This is a genomic window from Asticcacaulis sp. AND118, assembly GCF_020535245.1.
GTDB lineage: Bacteria > Pseudomonadota > Alphaproteobacteria > Caulobacterales > Caulobacteraceae > Asticcacaulis.
In genome coordinates this window covers 1,796,948-1,815,009 of record NZ_CP084910.1, presented here as the reverse complement: position 1 = coordinate 1,815,009, position 18,062 = coordinate 1,796,948, and the positions used below count along the sequence as shown (strand labels likewise).

Below are 18,062 nucleotides of genomic sequence, written 5' to 3'. Positions count from 1 at the left end.
GGAAACGAATGACCAGACTTCCGCTTAATCCGTTCTTCGCCTGGACCGCTCTGGCGTTCAAAAGTTCGGAAATGATGATGGCTTCCGCCGAGGTCATCACGCATCGCGTCAACCGCATGGCCAATGCCGACGCCATCCCCAGCCTTGAGGATCAGCGCGAATTCACGCTGATGGGGCAGGAGAAGTTCGAGGCCGGCACCGAATCCCTGATGGCCATGGGTCAGTACTGGATGAATCTGAACCATGAGGTCAGCGCTCAGGCCTTTCACAACATGATGGATATGGGCCAGAACCTGACGGCGCTGGCCACCAGCCGTTCGGCGGCGGAGGCGCTGACCCATCAGGCGCGTCTGGCCGACAGCCTGATGCGCGGGGCGAACCATGCCGCCGACCTGTCGGGCAAGGCAGCGGCTCTGACCGAACATGGCCTCAAGCCGGTGCACAGCCGCGCCGTGGCCAATGCCAAGCGTCTTAAAAAGCACAAATAAGCCGCTTTAATCAGCTTCCGGGCCCGGCGTTTCGCGGCCCGGAATTTCGCCGGTCAGGAGGCCGTGCGCCGAGATCGGCTGGGCCTTGCGGAGGTCGATCGACACCGCCGTTACGTCGCGCACGCCCCAGCTTTTGTCCGTGTCCGCTCCGGCGTCGCCCGCCGTATTCAGCCGCCACAGGTTCGACGCCTTGTCCGTTGTGCCGCTGCCGGGCAGGTCGCCCTGCGTCAGGGTGAAGGGCGCGGTGTCGCCGTGGATCAGGAAAACCGGCTTGCCGAAGGCGCGCGCATCCGCGATCAGGGCGCTTCTCACCGAGAGGAAGCCATCGCACAGGCGCTTGTTGTCGACGACGGCGTCGGTGCAGGGCTTGAACCGGGCGTCCGGCTTCATTTCGGTGATCATATCGGCCTGAGTGGCGATGACGACCGCCGCCGCGCCGCGCTGACGAGCATGGGCGAAGGCGGCTTTCAGCCAGTCTATATTGCGGGCGTCGCGCTGATCGGCGGCTCTGGCGGCGGCGCTCACATCGTCGCCCATGACCGAATCCCGGGCATTATTGGTCGCCGTCAGGTTGACGGTGACGAAAACGAAGCGTCCGTAATCGAAGCGCGCGTTTTCCGGCATGTCCCGTTGCTGGACATAGCGCCATTTGGCGTCGGTTACCGCCGGGGCGGCGAAGAAGCGCTTGCGCAGAATATCCAGCCGCGCCAGTTCCGAGAACCGCCTGCCCGTGGCCGGATCGTCCTTGCGGTCGCAGTCGGTCCATTCGTTGTCGCCGGGAGTATAGAAGAGCGGGATCGGCTTCAGGTCGGAGACCAGCCTGGCGAAGGCGTCATCGGGCGGCCCGCAGACCTCGCCGCCGGACTGAATGTCGCCGACGTGCAGGATAAAGGGCGGATTGCGATCCCTGACCGCCGGAATAGCCTTGGCCAACATGGCGCGGTCGGTGTCGTCATAGGGGGTGTCGTTGATGACGACGAAATCCACATGATCGGGCTGCGGTTTGGGCAGAAGGGCGCAGCCGCTTACGCCCAAGGTCAGGAAAAGGGCCACAGCCGCCAAACGCTTCATCGCCTTGCCTCCGGAATTGCTCCGCAGGATTAGGACGCGTTTGCGACAGATTCAATATCGCCGAAAGGTTTGCCCGAATAAATCAGACGGCCAGCTTCAGTTTCAGGCGATGCGTGCGCATCATGGCCTCGAAACGCGCCTGACGGAAAAAGGCCGTCAGGCCGTAGGACATCTCCACCAGCCAGCAGGCAATGCAGTACTCGGTGCGGATCTTGAACTGGCTCACTGGGTTATCTTTCTGTGGTGAGACGCTGTGCTGTGGACAGTTTAGGCCAAACCGGTGAAGGCCTCGCCAACAAAGACGGTTAAGTAAGGGTTGCGGCAAGATTATGGGCGCCCGATATCCGGCGCCTGAAACAATATTTGCCAAAAAGTGAGGCTGTGCCCCTTTACGCGGCGCGGGGTTTCGCTTAAGCCCGACCCGCAAAATGGAGAGTCCGCTATGGATATACGCGAAGGCCTAACCTTCGACGACGTTTTGCTGGAGCCCGGTCCTTCGGACGTGGTGCCCACTCAGGTCGACACGAAAACCCGCTTCACCCGCACCATCAAGCTCAACATCCCGCTGGTCTCTTCGGCGATGGATACCGTGACCGAGGCGCGTCTGGCCGTGGCCATGGCGCAGGCCGGAGGTATGGGCGTCATCCACCGCAACCTGTCCAATGAGCGTCAGGCCGAGGAAATCCGCGAAGTGAAGCGTTACGAGTCGGGCATGGTCATCAATCCGGTGACGATCAACCCCGACACGACGCTCAACGAAGTCCGCGCCATCATCGCCCATCGCCATATTTCGGGCTTCCCGGTGGTCGAGCGCGACACTAATCGTCTCGTCGGCATCCTGACGAACCGCGACATCCGCTTCGAAAGCGACGGTTCCAAGACCGCCGCTGAACTGATGACGAAGGACGCCCTGATCACCGTTACCGAAGGCGTCAATCAGAGCAAGGCGCGCGACCTGATGGCGCTGCACCGCATCGAGCGCATCATCGTCGTCGACGACGCCTACCGCGCCGTCGGCCTGATCACCGTCAAGGATATGGAAAAGGCGCAGGCCTATCCGCTGGCTGCCAAGGACGAGGCGGGCCGCCTGCTGGTCGGCGCGGCGTCGACCGTCGGCGACGCCGGTTACGAGCGTTCGCAGTTCCTCATCGACGCTGGTGTCGACGTGCTGGTCATCGATACCGCCCACGGCCATTCGTCGCTGGTGGGGCAGGCCGTCGAGCGCCTCAAGCGCGAATACAACCACGTTCAGATCGTTGCTGGCAACGTGGCGACCTATGACGCCACGCGCTCGCTGATCGATGCGGGCGCCGACGGCGTCAAGGTCGGCATCGGGCCGGGCTCGATCTGCACCACGCGCATGGTCGCCGGCGTCGGCGTGCCGCAACTGACGGCCGTGGCCGACTGCGTGCGTGCCGCGAAGGACACGGGCGTGCCGATCATCGCCGACGGCGGCATCAAGCTGTCGGGCGATCTGGCCAAGGCCATCGCCGCCGGGGCCTCCACCGCCATGCTGGGGTCGATGTTTGCCGGCACCGAAGAAGCGCCGGGGGAAATCATCCTCTATCAGGGCCGCTCCTATAAGTCCTATCGCGGCATGGGCAGCGTCGGGGCCATGGCCCGCGGCTCGGCCGACCGCTACTTCCAGAAGGACGTGCAGGACTCGATGAAGCTGGTGCCGGAAGGCATCGAGGGTCAGGTGCCGTACAAGGGCCCGATCGCGCCGGTCATCCATCAACTTGTCGGGGGCCTGCGCGCCTCGATGGGCTATGTCGGCGCGCCGACCATCGAAGAGTTCCAGAAGCGGGCGAAGTTCGTGCGCATCACCAATGCGGGCCTGCGCGAAAGCCATGTCCACGATGTGATGATCACGCGCGAAGCTCCGAACTACCGCCAGTAGAGAGGCCGGAAAAGAGGGAATGTGGGCATGACGGTGGAATTGCAGGTTCTGGTCTTTGCCGCCTTGTGGGGGCTGCTTCAGATTCTCATTGCCGCCGGCGCGCCCGCCCTCAAGCCCGGCTATTTCCAGTGGAACGCCAGCCCGCGCGACACCGAGTTCGATACCGGCCCCGTCGCCGGCCGGATGCGCCGGGCCTACCAGAATTTTCTGGAAACCTTCCCCATCTTCGCGGTGATCGTCATCGCACTGGCCTTCGCCGGGAAGTCCGACGACGTGTCGCGCCTCGGTGCACATGTCTATTTGCTGGCCCGCGTGGTCTACTTTCCGGCCTATGCGCTGGGGAGCAAGCTGCGCAGCGCCTTCTACCTCCTTTCGCTGGTCGGTCTGGCCATGTGCGTCTGGACCTATTTTTTCCAGGGATAGAGATTGACCCCCGCCGCCCGACTGCAATCCGCCTCCGACATCCTCGACCTTCTGGCCAAGACGCGCCGTCCCGCCGAAGAGGTGCTGAAGGACTGGGGCCGCAACAACCGCTATGCGGGGTCTAAGGACCGTCGCGCCATCGCCGATAAGGTCTATCAATGCCTGCGTGCGCGTGAACGCTTGTCTTTTGCCATGGATTCGTCGTCGGGCCGTTCGCTGGTACTTGGGGCGCTGCATTTCCTCGATGGCGTAAGCCTTTCCGAGATCGATGCACTGTACAATGGCGAAGGCTACGCCCCGGCAAAGCTATCGGTTGCGGAACGCAAGCGACTTGAGGCGGGCGATGGCGAGGCCCCCGAATGGCTGGAATCCGGCCTGCCGGAATTTGTCGTCGAGCGCCTGAAGGGCGTCTATGGCGACGGCTGGCTGAAAGAGGCCGAGGCCCTGATGCTGCCGCGTGCGCCGATCGACCTGCGCGTCAATGGCGACCGCGCGCCGCTGATCGCCGGTCTGGAAATGCTGGGTTATAAGCCGCAGCCGACGCCGTTTTCCGCCTTCGGCGTGCGCCTGCCGGCCGATCCGCCGCCCAATGTCCGCGCGCTGCCGGCCTTCCGTCAGGGCACGATCGAGATTCAGGACGAAGGCTCGCAACTGGCCGGGTTCCTCGCCGGGGCCAAACCGGGCATGACGGTGGTGGACTACTGCGCCGGCGGCGGCGGCAAAACGCTGGCGCTCCTTCAGGCCATGCAGGGCGAAGGCCGTCTGATTGCTTCGGACGTCGAAAAGACGCGCCTGAACAATATCAAGCCGCGCCTTACCCGCGCCGGTCTTGAGGCCGAACTGCGTCAGCTTGGCCCGGATGGCGAGGGGATGGAAGACCTCGAAGGCATGGCCGATCTGGTGCTGGTCGATGCGCCCTGTTCCGGTTCGGGTGTGTGGCGTCGCCGCCCCGAAACCGCGCACAGGCTGGAAGAGGGCGAAGTGGCGCGTCTGCACGCACTGCAAAGCGCTATTCTGGCCCGCGCCTCGCGTCTGGTGAAGCCGGGCGGTTTGCTGGCCTACGCCACCTGCTCGATCCTGCCGGACGAGAACGAAATGACCGCCGACCGCTTCGAAGCCGATCATCCGGACTTTGCACCGCGCGCGGTCGCCGAGGCGCTCGACAGCGCCGCCGTGACACTGGAAGGCGCAGACACTTTGAAAAATATCGCGCAAGGCCACCGCCTGCGCCTCAGCCCCGGAACCAGTCAGACGGACGGGTTCTTCGTTTCGTTATACCGGCGCAAGCCATAAGGATAATACTCTCCACAAATGGAGAAAAACCCATAGGAAAACCGGCGCATGTCGCATCACGAAAAAGTCCTGATTATCGATTTCGGATCGCAAGTGACTCAGCTTATCGCGCGCCGCGTGCGCGAATGCGGCGTCTATTGCGAAATCCACCCCTTCACCAAGGCGGCGGAAGCGCTGAAAAGCGTCCAGCCTAACGCTGTCATCCTGTCGGGTTCGCCGCACAGCGTCGTAGAAGCCGGTCCGACCGTCGACAAGGCCCTGTTCGACATGGGCCTGCCGGTGTTCGGCATCTGCTACGGCGAGCAACTGATGTGCGACCTCTTGGGCGGCAAGGTCGAAAGCGGCCATCACCGCGAGTTTGGCCGCGCCGAAATCGAGATCACCGCCGATACGCCTCTGTTCCGTGGCCTCGCCAATGTCGGCGACAAGGAAATCGTGTGGATGAGCCACGGCGATCGTGTCACGGCCATCCCCGAAGGCTTCAAGGTTATCGCCGTGTCCGAAGGCGCGCCGTTCGCGGCTATCGCCAACGAAGACAAGCGCTTCTACGCCGTGCAGTTCCACCCGGAAGTCGTCCATACCGTGCGCGGCACGCAGATGCTGCGCAACTTCTTGTTTGAGGTCGCAGGCCTTAAGGGCGACTGGACCATGGCCGCCTTCCGTCAGGAAATGATCGAGAAAATCCGCGCTCAGGTCGGTACGGGCCGCGTGATCTGCGGCCTGTCGGGCGGGGTCGATTCCTCGGTCGCCGCCGTGCTGATCCACGAAGCCATCGGCGATCAACTGACCTGCGTATTCGTCGACACGGGCCTGTTGCGCAAGAATGAAGGCGAGCAGGTGGTGACGCTCTTCCGCGACCACTACAATATCCCGCTGATCCATGTGCAGGCGCAGGACAAGTTTCTGGGCGCGCTCAAGGGTGAGTTCGATCCGGAAAAGAAGCGCAAGACCATCGGTCGCCTGTTCATCGAGGTCTTCGACGAGGAGGCTGCGAAAATAGATGGCGCCGAGTTCCTGGCTCAGGGCACGCTCTATCCGGATGTGGTCGAAAGCGTCTCACCGCACGGCGGGCCGTCTACGGTCATCAAGTCGCACCACAATGTCGGCGGTCTGCCCGACTATATGAAGCTCAAGCTGGTCGAACCGTTGCGAGAACTGTTCAAGGACGAGGTGCGGGCGCTGGGTCGTGAACTGGGCCTGAGCGAGCCGTTCGTCGGCCGTCACCCGTTCCCCGGACCGGGCCTCGCCATCCGCATCCCCGGCGAAGTGACGCCGGAAAAGGTCAAGACGCTTCAGGACGCCGACGCCATCTATCTCGACGAAATCCGCAAGGCGGGTCTCTACGACGAAATCTGGCAGGCCTTCGCCGTGCTGCTGCCGGTGAAGACAGTCGGCGTGATGGGTGACGCGCGCACCTATGAGGACGTGCTGGCCCTGCGCGCGGTGACGTCCTCGGACGGTATGACGGCGGACTTCTATGAGTTCCCGTGGCCGGTGCTTGGGCGCTGCGCCACGCGTATCGTCAACGAGGTGCGCGGCGTCAACCGCGTCGTCTACGATGTGACCTCCAAGCCCCCCGGCACCATCGAGTGGGAATAGGTCTCGGCTAGACGGATGAAAGGACCCCGACCATGGCACTGACCCTCTACGGCATCAAAAACTGCGATACGATGAAGAAGGCACGGGTGTGGCTGGAAGGGCAGGGCATCGACTACGCCTTTCACGACTACAAGGCCGTGGGCATAGACGAGACGTACCTGAAAGACTGGTCGGCCAAGGTCGGCTGGCAGGTCCTGCTCAACAAGGCGGGCACCACTTTCAAGGCGCTGTCCGATGCCGAAAAGGCCGATATCGATGAGGCCAAGGCCATCCGTCTCATGATGTCCAACCCGTCGATGATCAAACGCCCGGTACTGGATAAGGACGGAACGCTGACGGTGGGGTTTAAACCGGATATCTATGCCAAGGTGTTTGGGTAGGTTTAAGGTCGAAGATTTCGTGGGGCCGCAGGCCCCACACCCCATCACCGGGTGTTTCTATGGCACCGTGCGAGGCACAGATACAAAAGGGGCTTCGCCCCCATAAGACCAACCGTCGTGCACGCGGCTCGACGTTGGCGCACCCACTAATGGGGTGCAGGGGCCTGCGGCCCCTGCGTCTTCCAACTAAAGCGAGGAAAAATGACGGCCCGCATCGGGGCATTGTGGCAATGGCTTGAGATCGACCGTGGCGGTGTGCATCAGGCCCTGCGACTAGCCTTTGCCGCCTGGCTGGCCTTTGCCATCGCGTCGATGCTGCACGTCGAGCACGCCTATTGGGCAGCCATGCCGGTTTGGGTGGTGTCGCAGCCGTCGCGCGGCCTGCTGCTTGAGCGGGCGTTTTTCCGCATTCTGGGGACACTGATCGGGGCAGGGGCGGGGTTCGCCATCCTGTTTCTGGCGGCGGGGCCGCTGGCGGGAATTGTGTTTCTGGCCCTATGGGTGGCGGTCAATGCCGGGCTGACACACATATTGCGCGGCGTGCACGGATACGGGGCGCTGATGGCCGGGATGACTGCGGCGATCGTGGTCCTGCCGTCGTTGCTGACGCCGCAATCGGCTTATGAGGTGGCCGAGGCGCGGGTCATCTGCACCCTGATCGGCGTGGCGGTGGTGACGCTGGTGACCGGGTTTTTCACGCCGGTGTCGCCGCGCGATGAACTGTATCGCCGGGTAAAGCTGATCTCGCAGGAGGCGGTGAGCTTTGCCGCCGAAGCCATCGCCGTGCCGGAAGCGCCCGACAGCCCGGATACCGAGCGCCGCATACTGGCCGACATCAGCGATGTGGAGGCCTCCGCGGCTTTGATTTCGGCGGGTTCGGTCGAAGGTTATCGCCGTTTGCGGCATCTGGATGCGCTGATCGCGGCGACGCTGGCCGTTATGGCGGCAGGCCGGGCGGTGCGGGCGCGACGGCGGCGCGGCGATGCGGTGCCGGAGGGGCTGGCTGAGCATCTGAACGACGCGGAATGGCTGCACGCCCTGCCGAAATCGCAATTGATCCCCGAAGTCGATCGTCTGATCGATGCGCTGGCTCAACTGACCGAGGCCGAGCGCCGGCTGTTCGCCCTGTCGTCGAAGGCCGATGCCGAATCCTTCGGGCACAAGGCCATCTATCTGGCGCCCAATCGCGATCGTTCGATGGCCCTCCGAACGGCGCTGGTCGCCGGGGGCGCAACGCTTGTCGCCGTGGGACTGGCCTGGTGGTCGAAATGGCCGCTGGCGGAGCTGACGGCCATGGGTGTGTGCATCTTCTCGATGGTGCTGGGCCAGATGGCTAAGCCACAGGTGATCGCGCCGGAACTGCTCAAGGGGATGGTCTGCGGCGTGGCGGTGGCCATCCTCTATCGCCTGTTCCTGCAACCGCACCTGCAGGGACCGCTGGCAGTCCACCTGTCGCTCATTCCCTTCCTGCTGATCGGAGGCCTCGCGCGCGTCAGCCCCAAAACAACCCTGCCGGCGCTGGAGGGCAATATGGGCTTCCTGCTGACCAGTCAGGCCGGGGCGGCGGCCATTCCGGTGGATCACGTCTTGCTGTCGTCTCTGGCCTTTCTGGTCGGCATGGGCTCGGTCTGCGCAGGTTTCATTGTCTATCCGCCCAAGGCCGTCGATCACGCCGCCGATGCCGCCAGTCGTATCCGCCGCGATCTGGAGCGTATGGTCCGCCGCGAAGGGCCGGTGCATCCGCGTCAGTGGCGGCCGCACACCTCGCGCCAGATATTACGACTGATGCTGCATCTGGGGCGAGCGGGCAAGCTGGGGCAGGACGCGCCCGACGGTCTTCTGGCGGCGCTCAATCTGGGCCACGCCATCACCCGTCTGCAAAGGCTGGCGGCGCATCCGCAAGCCCGCGAGGGCGCGACACTGGTCCTGCATCGTCTCGAAGGATTCGCCGACCATACGGCGCAGACGGTGGCGGAACTGCGCCATCTGAGGCTCGCCGATGCCGCCGTCGAGCGCGCTTTGGTCAACACCGCCGACGCTCTGGAGGCCGCCGCGCCGGTGTTCAAATTCGGCCATGCGGCGGATTAAATTTATTTAATCCTTATCCTTGCATCCAAACGCCCGTATGCGAGCCTCTTATCCAACAGAGGCGGCTTTTCGCCTGAGTGATTTCTAAAGGGAGATCGTTCCATGTACGGTTTCGAAGCGGGGCTTCTCATCCCCATCATCGCCATCCTGATGCCGGTTTTCATCATCGGTATCATCATGTATTTCCGCGCCAAGGACCGCGCGGAAACGCAAAAAACCATCCGTCTGGCCATCGAAAAGGGCCAGGCCCTGCCGCCGGAATATCTGGACAGCCTGCAAAAGGCCGGGCCGGCGCTCAACAAGATCAAGACACCGGTCAACGACATCCGGTCCGGCCTGATCCTGATCGCCGTGGCGCTGGGTCTCGTGGTTATGGACTATGTCGGCAACGACTACACGTTCGAGACCCTGTCGGGCATTGCGGCCATTCCGGGCTTCATCGGGCTGGCCCTTCTGATCATGGGCATTATCGGCCTGAACAGCCAGAAGAAGTCCTGAGCCCTTTCCTGACGCCAGCCTGAAAAAGACTGACCTATGTCCGCCACGCCCGCCACAGCCGGTTACAGACATCTGAGCGATCACGACCTGATCGCTCAGGCGCTGCTGGGCGCGTCCGAAGCCTTCGGCGAACTGGTCCGGCGGCATTCGGCGGCGTTGCGCACGCATCTGCGGCGCATGGGGGCGCAGGGGGCCGATGCCGACGACATGGCGCAGGAGGCCTTCATCGCGGCCTATGAACGCCTGACCGAGTACCGCTCGGACGGTCCGTTTCTCAACTGGCTGAAGATGATCGCCGCGCGCCGTTACCTGCGTAAGGTGAAGACGACGCAGAAATACCTGCTGGTCGAGGACGTGACGCCCTATGAGGCGCCGCCGGACCTCTATCAGGCCGGACGCCGCGAAGGGACGTCGCGCGATCTGGACGGGGCCTTGTCGCGCCTGAGACCGGTGGAGCGCCTGTGCGTGACGCTGAATATCTCCGGCGGGCTGAGCCATCAGGAGGTGTCGACCGAGACGGGCCTGCCGCTCGGCACGGTCAAGAGCCATATCAAACGGGGACTGACACAACTGAAAGCGATGCTGGACATGGTTGAGCCCATGCCTGCTGCGATCGAGAGGTAGACCTCATGAAGGACGAAGACCTTTACAACCTGTTCCAGACGCCGATGCGGTTCGACGACGAACCCGCTTTTCAGGCGCAGGTGATCCGCCGCCTCGGCGCGAAGAACTGGCTGCGTCAGGGGTTCATCGCCCTGGCCGGCATATTGGGCGGGCTCTACGCCCTGATGCAGTTCGTGCGCGTGCCGGGTCTGTCGCCGGCCACGGCCACACCGGCGCGCGCCGCGTCGTCCGATGCGACCTTTGAAGCCGGGCTCGGTTTCGGGCGTGAACTGGCCGACGTGACGGCGCGCTGGGTGGCGCTGGCCTTAAGCAAGTCCACCGATTATTTGGCCTTCGCCCAGTCGCCCCTCTTTTTTTGGGTCAGCTTTTCGCTATGTATGAGCATCGTCGGGCTCTACCTCATCAATATGCGTGAAGAGGGCATCTGAGCCTGTTCCCGATGCGAGCTTCGGCTTGCTGAGCGAAAGGTCTTCCCGTGAGCAGCCATACCCAGTCCCCCGTCAAGCGCCTGACCGCGCCGGAAATCTATGCCCGCAAGGGCGGCACGCCGCTGGTCAGCCTGACCGCCTATGACGCGCCGATGGCGGAGATTCTGGACGAACACTGCGACATCCTGCTAGTTGGCGACAGCGTCGGCATGGTCGTCCACGGCCTGCCCAACACCATCGGCGTGACTATGGAGATGATGATTCTCCACGGTCAGGCCGTCATGCGCGGGGCACGCAAGGCTTTCGTCGTGGTCGATATGCCGTTCGGCTCCTACGAAGGCGATCGGGAAGTGGCCTTCGCCAACGCCGTGCGTATCCTCAAGGAAACCGGCGCGCAGGCGGTGAAGGTCGAGAGCGGTCCCACCGTGGCCCAGACCATCGGCTACCTGACCCAGCGCGGCATCCCGGTCATGGGCCATATCGGCCTGCGCCCGCAGGCGGTCAATGTCGATGGGGGCTTCAAGGCCAAGGGCCGCACGCCTGAAGAGCGCGAAAAGGTGCTGCAGGAAGCGCGCGATACCGATGCAGCAGGTGCGTTTGCGATTGTGGTCGAAGGCGTGGCCGCCGATCTGGCCGGTGAAATCACGGCGGCGGTCAAGGCCCCGACCATCGGCATCGGGGCGTCGGCGGCCTGCGACGGGCAGGTGCTGGTGGTGGACGACATGCTGGGGCAGTTCGACTGGTCGCCCAAGTTCGTGCGTCGTTACGCCGCCCTGCGCGAAACCATCTCTGACGCCGCCGCCGCCTACGCCAAAGATGTCAGGAGCCGCGACTTTCCGGCCCCACAAGAGACATATTTTGCAAAGTAAAATGCGAACCCTGATGGGGTTCCGCTAATGATGATTGCGCATCCGGCCCGTTGCGGCTAGGTTCGCGCCAGATTTGCCGGTGTAGGGTTTTCTGGGGGCTGCGGGCGGGGGTCGTCAGTGCGGTCCGAGCCAAGCCGGACTAAGACTGTGTTCTGAGACAAGGAATAGACGTGAGCGATATTTTTGAGGAAGCCGAAGAAGGTCTGCGTCAGGACCGTTGGGCAACCATCGCAAAGAAAAGCGCCCCGTGGGTGGGCGGCGCTCTGGCCGTGGCCCTCATCGGGGCTCTGGGATTCTGGGGCTATACGTCGTGGGAAACCTCGCGCATGGGCAAGGCCTCCGAAACCTACGTTCTGGCGCAGGAAGCCCTGACCAAGAACGACAAGGCGGCGGCGAAGACCGAATTCCAGAAGGTCGTCGATGCGGGCGCGCCGGGCTACAAGGCGCTGGCTCTGTCGCAACTGGCCGGTCTGGCGGTCGAGGACAACAAGGCCGACGAGGCCGTCAAGCTGTTCGACGAAGCCGCCAAGGCCTCTTCCGACCCGCTGCTGACCGATCTGGCGACGCTCAAGGCGACCTTCCTCCTCATGGACAAGGTCCCCTTCGCCGACGTCGAAAAGCGTCTGACTCCGCTGACCAAGGAAGGTCGTCCCTACGCGGCGCTGGCCAAGGAAGCGCTGGCTATGGCCAAGATCCAGAAGGGCGACCTTCAAGGGGCGCGCGGCGATCTTCAGGCTCTGGCCTTCTCGCTCGACGCCTCCGACCCGCTGAAGCAACGCGCTCAGATGGCTGTGGCCCTGATCGATTCCGGCGGCGCTGAAGTGGCCCGTCAGGCGGTCAAGCTGCCCGAGGTCAAGGCGCAGCCGCAGATGGCCGCGCCGCTGGCGATGCCCCAACAGTAATCTGCCTCAGAAATAACCCGATAACACGACGAACTGCGTTGATGAGAAAAGCGGCGATGACGGTAAAGACTTCCCTCCAGACTGGCTCCAAGGCCGGTCGTGTACTGACCGCCACGGCTCTGGCGCTGGTGTTCGGCGCCGGACTTTCGGCCTGCTCGACCATCAGCAACCTCAACCCGCTCAAGAAGGACGAGCCGGAAGAGGTGGCGACGCAGGGTGAGCGCATCTCCATCGTCGCCTTCGAACAGAAGGTGCAGCCTTCGGAGCGTCTGGCGGGTAAAGACTTCTACCTGCCGTCGCCGCAGCCGGTCGCCGACTGGCCCTTCGCCAGCGGCCCGATCGGGGCGGGCGTCGAGCACGCCGCCGCCGCCGAACAGTTCAAGGTCGCCTGGTCGAAGTCGGTCGGCGCGGGGTCGTCGCGCACCGCTCAGGTCGTCGCCTCGCCGGTGTCGGACGGCAAATTTATCTACGCCATGGACGGCGAAGCGCGCATCCGCGCTTTCGACGTCAATACGGGCAACGAAGCCTGGACCCGCGACCTCAACCCGGACATTCGCCGCGACAAGGACGCCTTCGGCGGTGGTCTGGCCGTTTCGGGCGGCAAGCTCTATGTCACGTCCGGCTTCCGTCTGGCCGCGGCGCTGGACGCCGCTTCGGGCGAAGTCCTGTGGACCAAGACCTTCGACAGCCCTGTGCGAGCTGCGCCAGCGGTCAACGGCAATGTCGTCGTCTTCAGCGATGTCGACAATCAGATGATCGCACTGAACAAGGAAACGGGCGAACCGGCCTGGACCTATCAGGCCATCGTCGAGCCGGCGCGTATCCTGCGCACCACCTCTCCGGCGGTCTATGAGGGCCTGTTCATCGCGCCGTTCTCGTCGGGCGAACTGATCGGCATCGACGCCAACAGCGGGCAGCAGGTGTGGACCCAGACGCTGGCGCAATCGTCGCGCACCAACGCCCTGTCGGAAATCCGCGACATTTCCGGCCGTCCGCTGATCGCCAACGGTCTGGTCTATGCCGCCAGTCATTCGGGCGTCTTCTCGGCCATGGACGCCAAGTCGGGTCAGCGCCGCTGGTCGGTCAATGCCGATTCGACCAATGCGCCGTGGGTGGCAGGCGACGCCGTCTATCTGTCGACCCTGCAAAGCGAGCTGATGGCGGCCAACGCCAATTCGGGTCAGGTCTACTGGCTGGTCGATCTGAATCAGGGCCGCAACAAGACCAAGAAGAGCTTCTTCGGTCTGGGCAGCGAAAAGAAGAACAAGAACCTGCCGGTATGGACCGGTCCGATTCTGGCCTCCAATCGCCTGATCATGGTCAATTCCGAAGGCGAGATGGTCGCCTTCGATCCGAAGACCGGCGAGCGCAAGGATACGCTGAAACTGGGCGACGCCGCCTATCTGGCGCCGATCGTCGTGGGGGACAAGCTGTTCGTCCTGACCGACAAGGCCAAGCTGGTCGCCGTTCAGTAGGCAGTGCCGCCGCTTTGAACATTTGGGGTGCAGGGGACAAGTCCCCTGCATCTTTTCTTTTTTTTACACAGTATCTCCTGTAATAACCCCGTCATGACCTTAAAAATCGCCATTGTCGGCCGTCCGAACGTCGGCAAGTCCACCCTGTTCAACCGCCTCGCGGGCAAGAAACTGGCCATCGTCGATGACCAGCCCGGCGTGACGCGCGACCGCCGCTACGCCACGGGCAATATCGGCGACATCGATCTCGACCTCATCGACACCGCCGGTTTCGAGGACGTGGACGATAGTTCGCTCGAATCGCGTATGCGCATTCAGACCGAAAAAGCCATCGAAGAGGCCGATGTCGCGCTGTTCGTCGTCGATGCCCGCGAAGGCGTCGTGCCGCTGGATCGCATCTTCGCCGAAATCCTGCGCCATAAGGACAAGCCGGTCCTGCTGATCGCGAACAAGGCCGAGGGCCATGCCGGTTTCGCCGGGGCGGAAGAGGCGCACGTTCTCGGTTTCGGCGCACCTCTGCACCTGTCGGCGGAGCACGGTGAAGGGATTTCCGAGCTTTACGAGGCGCTGGAAAAATACCGTCAGCTTTTCGAGGGCGACTATATCGTCGATGAGGACGAAGACGAGGATGAGGACACCAAGCCCATCCGTATTGCCATCATCGGTCGTCCAAACGCCGGAAAGTCGACCCTGATCAACCGCCTGCTGGGCGAAGACCGCCTGCTGACCGGACCGGAAGCCGGCATCACCCGCGATTCGATCTCGGTCGATTGGGAATATGAAGGCCGCAAGATCCGTCTGGTCGACACCGCCGGTCTGCGTCGCAAGGCCCGCGTGCAGGAAAAGCTCGAAAAACTGTCGACCGCCGACACCATCCGCGCCATCACCTTCGCCGAAGTCGTCGTGCTGGTCATGGATCAGGAAAACGCCTTCGAGACCCAGGATCTGCAAATCGCCGATCTGGTCGAACGCGAAGGCCGTGCCCTGATTTACGTCATCTCCAAGTGGGACACGACCGAGGAGCCGCAGGCGCGTCTGTCGGAACTGAGCGAGACCGCTGAACGCATGTTGCCGCAACTGCGCGGTGCGCCGTTCGTGGCGTTGTCGGCGCTGAACGGGCGCGGCTTGGATCGCCTGATGCCGGCCATCCTCAAGGCCTATCGCAACTGGTCGGCCAAGGTGAAGACGCGCGACCTCAATGACTGGTTGAAACTGGCCATCCAGCGTCACCCGCCCCCCGCCGTGGATGGCAAGCGCATCAAGCCGAAATACATGGCTCAGACCAAGGGCCGCCCGCCGACATTTGTGCTGTTCGCCAGCCGCGCCTATGCTATGCCCGCGCACTATCAACGCTATATGATCAATAGCTTGCGCGAATCTTTTGATATGCCGGGCGTGCCTATTCGCCTGACGGTCAAGGCCAATGCCGGGATCAATCCGTTCGACGACAATTCGGGCAAGGACACCAGCGGTCCGCCGCGCGCCCGCGCCAAGCCGAAATCGAAGCCGGGTGAAAAACCGGCGCACCCCAACCGCGTGAAGCAGAAACCCAAGGGAGCGTCCGCGCCGAAGGTCGTCGTCAAGGCGCGCACCTCGCGCAGCACAGGGCCTTCGACCAAGCCCGGCGCCGCAGGCCCCGGCGGCCGCAGCAAGCCTGCGGGTAAGGGGAAGCGGTAAAAAAACATCCTCCCCTGCAAAGCGGGGGACCGGGCCGCCGGTGCGGGTGGCATTTTGAGCGTTAGTGAAAAATGACGGAGGGGGCGAAAGCCTTGGAATTTGCCCCCTCCGCTTCGACGCACTTCGTTCGCTCAGCACCTCCCCCGTACGCTTTGCAACAGGGGAGGAGGGAGCTAGAAATTGCCGGTGCCGCTGAACAGGGTGCGCGTCTCGCCGCCGATCCAGATATCGCCGTCGGCTTCTGACACATGGATGCGCCCGGCGCGGCCCAGCTTCGTCCCTTGAGCCGCGACATAGGGCGCGGTGGCGCGACCATCGGCCAGCAGGCACTGGGCGACCGAGGCATTGAGCGAGCCCGTCACCGGGTCTTCGATAATGCCGCCAGAGGCGTCGCTGAACAGGGCGCGGATTTCGAAGGCTGTGTCGTGCCCGGCCGGGTGCGCGCCGACCAGACCGATTTCGACACGACGGTCGAGATAGCGTAACGGATCGACCGCCAGCACCGCTTCGGCGGATGTCAGTTGCACCAGAATCCAACCCGGACCGTTGTCGGCCCATTCGGCGCTGATCTGGTCACGTCCGATGCGCAGGACCTCGATAATATCGGCGATCTGCGCGTCGTCCACGGGGCCGCTGCGGATCAGCGGCGGCGCGGCAAAGGCCGGTCGGCTGCCGTCGAAGCGCACATTGACCAGCCCGACGCCACATTGCTGCATCAGTTCGGCCTGGTCGGAACCCGCCGCCAGCCGCCACGCATGGGCCGACCCCAGCGTCGGATGCCCGGCAAAGGGCAGTTCGCGGTCGAGCGTGAAGATGCGCACGCGATAATCGGCGTCGGGTGTCTCTGGCGGCAGCAGGAAGGTCGTTTCCGACAGGTTGAACCAGCGTGTAATGCGCTGCATGTCTTCGGTCGTCAGGCCCTCGGAATCGAGCACCACGGCCACCGGGTTGCCGCTGAACGGCCCCGAATGGAAGACATCGACCAGTTGGAAACGTCTTTGCATCAGAGTTGCTCCACCAGTCGGCCCAGCTTGCAGATCAGTTCATCGATCTCGGCCTCGCTGACGTCCAGCGGCGGGCGGAAGCGGATCGAGTCCGTCCCCGCACCCAGTAGCAGCAGGTTTTCCTGTTCCAGCGCCATGTCGATCAGCCGCGCCTTGTTCGGCGCATAGAGCAGGCTGAAACCCTGATAGAGGCCGAGGCCGCGCACATTGCCCATGGTGTCGGGGTATTTTTCGACCAGGCTGTTCAGCCCGCCGAACAGGCGCGCGCCCTTGGTCTCGACCTGTTGCAGCAGGCCTTCGTCCTCGACAATCTTCCACTCTTCGCAGAAGCGCACCATGTCCGACAGCGAGCCGCCCCAGGTCGAATCGAGCACGCCGATGTCTTCCATCGAATTGAGCATATAGACGACGCCATTGCCGAACTTCTTGGCGGTGGCGACGGCCTGCGGTGGGTGCGGCACGTCGAACAGATCGATGGAGAAGACTTCGCCGGTCTGACCCCCGGAGGTCTGCACCTCGTCCAGCCCCCACGCAATGCCGTGTTGATGGCACAGGCGCGACAGCTCCTGATAGAAGCGCGGCAGGGCCAGCCGATGCCCGCCCGCCCCCTGCAGCGGCTCAAGGATAACGCCGGCGATCTCGTCGCGATAGGTCGACATCAGATAGTCGAGCGTTGCCAGACACTTATCGACCTCGCGCTGATTGTCGGCCTCGCGGCGGCGGCTGTCATATTCTGGGAAGGGCACCTGAAGATTACCCTGAATCAGCCCCTGATAGTCGCGTGTGGCGATGGGATCGTTCGACAGCTTGGTGATGTTGAGCGCGAACACCGTTCGGCCGTGGAAGGCCTGCTCGAAATAGATGAACCGGTGATTGTGGACGGTCCTGCCTTGCGCCTGCATTTTCTTGTGGTGGAGATTGATGAGGTATTTCATCATGTTCTCGACCGCTTCGGCGCCGGAATTGACGGCGTAGACCTCGACGCGTTCCTGCCTCATGCACTTCGGGCGCAGGGCGTGCAGCAGGCGGTAATAGTCGAGGCATTCGCGCGTCAGGAAGTCCGGATTGGCCATCTTGGTATTGGCCGCCACCACCAGCCGGCGCATATAGTCGGGTTCGTACAGGCGCGGGTGGTTGTAACCGATCAGGCGCGACCCGTAGAGCCCGCACCAGTCGGTGATGCGGTCGCCGTCGACGGTCGCCAGTTCCATGCCGCGCGACGTTTCCAGATCGACGACGAAGGGATAGGGCTCGGCGATGACGTACTGCGCCAACTCGTCCAGAAGCGCGGCGCTGTCGGGTTTGGGGTAGTGGGTGTCGGTGTTCAGCAGGGCGTGGGTCAT

18 protein-coding genes are annotated in these 18,062 nt (G+C 63.3%); 14 read left to right on the top strand and 4 right to left on the bottom strand.

Annotated elements, in window-relative coordinates:
• The first annotated feature begins 8 nt into the window (after nt 1–8).
• The gene (locus tag LH365_RS08720) at nt 9–488 is read left to right on the top strand and encodes a polyhydroxyalkanoate granule-associated phasin (RefSeq protein ID WP_226743259.1); all 480 of its coding nucleotides are present in this window, start codon (nt 9–11) and stop codon (nt 486–488) included.
• 6 nt (nt 489–494) lie between these two features.
• Here LH365_RS08720 and LH365_RS08715 read toward each other — a convergent pair whose 3' ends face one another.
• Both LH365_RS08715 and LH365_RS08710 read right to left on the bottom strand, forming a co-directional pair.
• A complete protein-coding gene (locus LH365_RS08715; protein WP_226743258.1) occupies nt 495–1,559 on the bottom strand; it encodes a metallophosphoesterase in 1,065 nt (354 codons plus the stop codon).
• Nucleotides 1,560–1,641: 82 nt separating this feature from the next.
• Entirely contained in the window at nt 1,642–1,785 is a 144-nt protein-coding gene (locus tag LH365_RS08710; RefSeq protein ID WP_226743257.1) for a hypothetical protein, read from the bottom strand.
• 216 nt (nt 1,786–2,001) lie between these two features.
• Between LH365_RS08710 and guaB the strand changes: the two genes are divergently transcribed.
• The 13 genes from guaB (at nt 2,002) to der (ending at nt 15,715) form a co-directional block, all read left to right on the top strand.
• On the top strand, nt 2,002–3,459 hold the full coding sequence (gene guaB, locus LH365_RS08705; RefSeq protein ID WP_226743256.1) for an IMP dehydrogenase: 1,458 nt from the start codon (nt 2,002–2,004) through the stop codon (nt 3,457–3,459).
• A gap of 27 nt (nt 3,460–3,486) precedes the next feature.
• Nucleotides 3,487–3,882 carry an MAPEG family protein gene (locus LH365_RS08700; RefSeq protein WP_226743255.1) on the top strand — a complete coding sequence of 132 codons (396 nt, stop codon included), beginning with the start codon at nt 3,487–3,489 and terminating at the stop codon, nt 3,880–3,882.
• 3 nt (nt 3,883–3,885) lie between these two features.
• Nucleotides 3,886–5,175: an RsmB/NOP family class I SAM-dependent RNA methyltransferase gene (locus tag LH365_RS08695; RefSeq protein ID WP_226743254.1), complete on the top strand. Its 1,290-nt coding sequence runs from the start codon at nt 3,886–3,888 to the stop codon at nt 5,173–5,175.
• Nucleotides 5,176–5,223: 48 nt separating this feature from the next.
• On the top strand, nt 5,224–6,774 hold the full coding sequence (gene guaA, locus LH365_RS08690; RefSeq protein WP_226743253.1) for a glutamine-hydrolyzing GMP synthase: 1,551 nt from the start codon (nt 5,224–5,226) through the stop codon (nt 6,772–6,774).
• Nucleotides 6,775–6,806: 32 nt separating this feature from the next.
• Nucleotides 6,807–7,154, top strand: a complete 348-nt coding sequence (locus LH365_RS08685) for an ArsC family reductase (protein WP_226743252.1) — start codon at nt 6,807–6,809, stop codon at nt 7,152–7,154.
• 201 nt (nt 7,155–7,355) lie between these two features.
• Nucleotides 7,356–9,242: an FUSC family protein gene (locus tag LH365_RS08680; protein ID WP_226743251.1), complete on the top strand. Its 1,887-nt coding sequence runs from the start codon at nt 7,356–7,358 to the stop codon at nt 9,240–9,242.
• Nucleotides 9,243–9,344: 102 nt separating this feature from the next.
• Nucleotides 9,345–9,740 carry a DUF6249 domain-containing protein gene (locus tag LH365_RS08675; protein WP_226743250.1) on the top strand — a complete coding sequence of 132 codons (396 nt, stop codon included), beginning with the start codon at nt 9,345–9,347 and terminating at the stop codon, nt 9,738–9,740.
• A 36-nt stretch (nt 9,741–9,776) separates the two neighbouring features.
• Nucleotides 9,777–10,364, top strand: coding sequence for an RNA polymerase sigma factor (locus LH365_RS08670; protein ID WP_226743249.1), 588 nt, complete (start codon nt 9,777–9,779; stop codon nt 10,362–10,364).
• 5 nt (nt 10,365–10,369) lie between these two features.
• Nucleotides 10,370–10,792: a hypothetical protein gene (locus tag LH365_RS08665; RefSeq protein ID WP_226743248.1), complete on the top strand. Its 423-nt coding sequence runs from the start codon at nt 10,370–10,372 to the stop codon at nt 10,790–10,792.
• Nucleotides 10,793–10,839: 47 nt separating this feature from the next.
• On the top strand, nt 10,840–11,661 hold the full coding sequence (gene panB / locus LH365_RS08660) for a 3-methyl-2-oxobutanoate hydroxymethyltransferase (protein ID WP_226743247.1): 822 nt from the start codon (nt 10,840–10,842) through the stop codon (nt 11,659–11,661).
• A gap of 170 nt (nt 11,662–11,831) precedes the next feature.
• A complete protein-coding gene (locus LH365_RS08655) occupies nt 11,832–12,563 on the top strand; it encodes a tetratricopeptide repeat protein (RefSeq protein ID WP_226743246.1) in 732 nt (243 codons plus the stop codon).
• Nucleotides 12,564–12,619: 56 nt separating this feature from the next.
• Nucleotides 12,620–14,038 (top strand): PQQ-binding-like beta-propeller repeat protein, encoded by a 1,419-nt coding sequence (locus LH365_RS08650; protein ID WP_226743245.1) that lies wholly within the window; start codon nt 12,620–12,622, stop codon nt 14,036–14,038.
• A gap of 93 nt (nt 14,039–14,131) precedes the next feature.
• The gene (gene der, locus LH365_RS08645; protein ID WP_226743244.1) at nt 14,132–15,715 is read left to right on the top strand and encodes a ribosome biogenesis GTPase Der; all 1,584 of its coding nucleotides are present in this window, start codon (nt 14,132–14,134) and stop codon (nt 15,713–15,715) included.
• A gap of 173 nt (nt 15,716–15,888) precedes the next feature.
• On the opposite strand, the gene LH365_RS08640 is transcribed toward der, so the two are convergent.
• Nucleotides 15,889–16,719: a PhzF family phenazine biosynthesis protein gene (locus LH365_RS08640; protein WP_226743243.1), complete on the bottom strand. Its 831-nt coding sequence runs from the start codon at nt 16,717–16,719 to the stop codon at nt 15,889–15,891.
• On the bottom strand, nt 16,719–18,062 hold the full coding sequence (locus LH365_RS08635) for an aminotransferase class III-fold pyridoxal phosphate-dependent enzyme (RefSeq protein WP_226743242.1): 1,344 nt from the start codon (nt 18,060–18,062) through the stop codon (nt 16,719–16,721). The genes LH365_RS08640 and LH365_RS08635 overlap by 1 nt, the downstream gene beginning before the upstream one ends.